Source organism: Microvirga pakistanensis (genome assembly GCF_004458765.1).
GTDB lineage: Bacteria > Pseudomonadota > Alphaproteobacteria > Rhizobiales > Beijerinckiaceae > Microvirga > Microvirga pakistanensis.
Genome location: NZ_SPJX01000182.1, coordinates 1 through 223 on the forward strand (window position 1 = coordinate 1; position 223 = coordinate 223).

The 223-nt window shown below is 66.4% G+C and carries 1 protein-coding gene; it reads left to right on the forward strand.

Annotated features, from left to right (window positions below; all coding sequences use genetic code 11):
• A partial coding sequence (locus E4K09_RS28925; RefSeq protein WP_166802216.1) for a hypothetical protein occupies window positions 1–223 on the forward strand: 223 nt, incomplete at both ends.

A 223-nucleotide genomic window follows, 5' to 3' on the forward strand; every position in this document is an offset into this window, starting at 1 on the left:
ACATGGACTTGATCTGCGCACTCACGTCGTTTTCCGTTGGCACGCTCGATGGGCGGGACGCCATGATGGTGATCGAGATGGCCACCACGCCGGAGGAGTACGAGCAGGGGGTGCGCCGGCAGATGCCGGTCGCCATGACGGCCGAGCATGCACGCGAGCTGGGTGAGGCGCTGCTGCTGGCCGCCAGGGCTGCTCTGATGGGCGACACGCCTTCATACGCCCT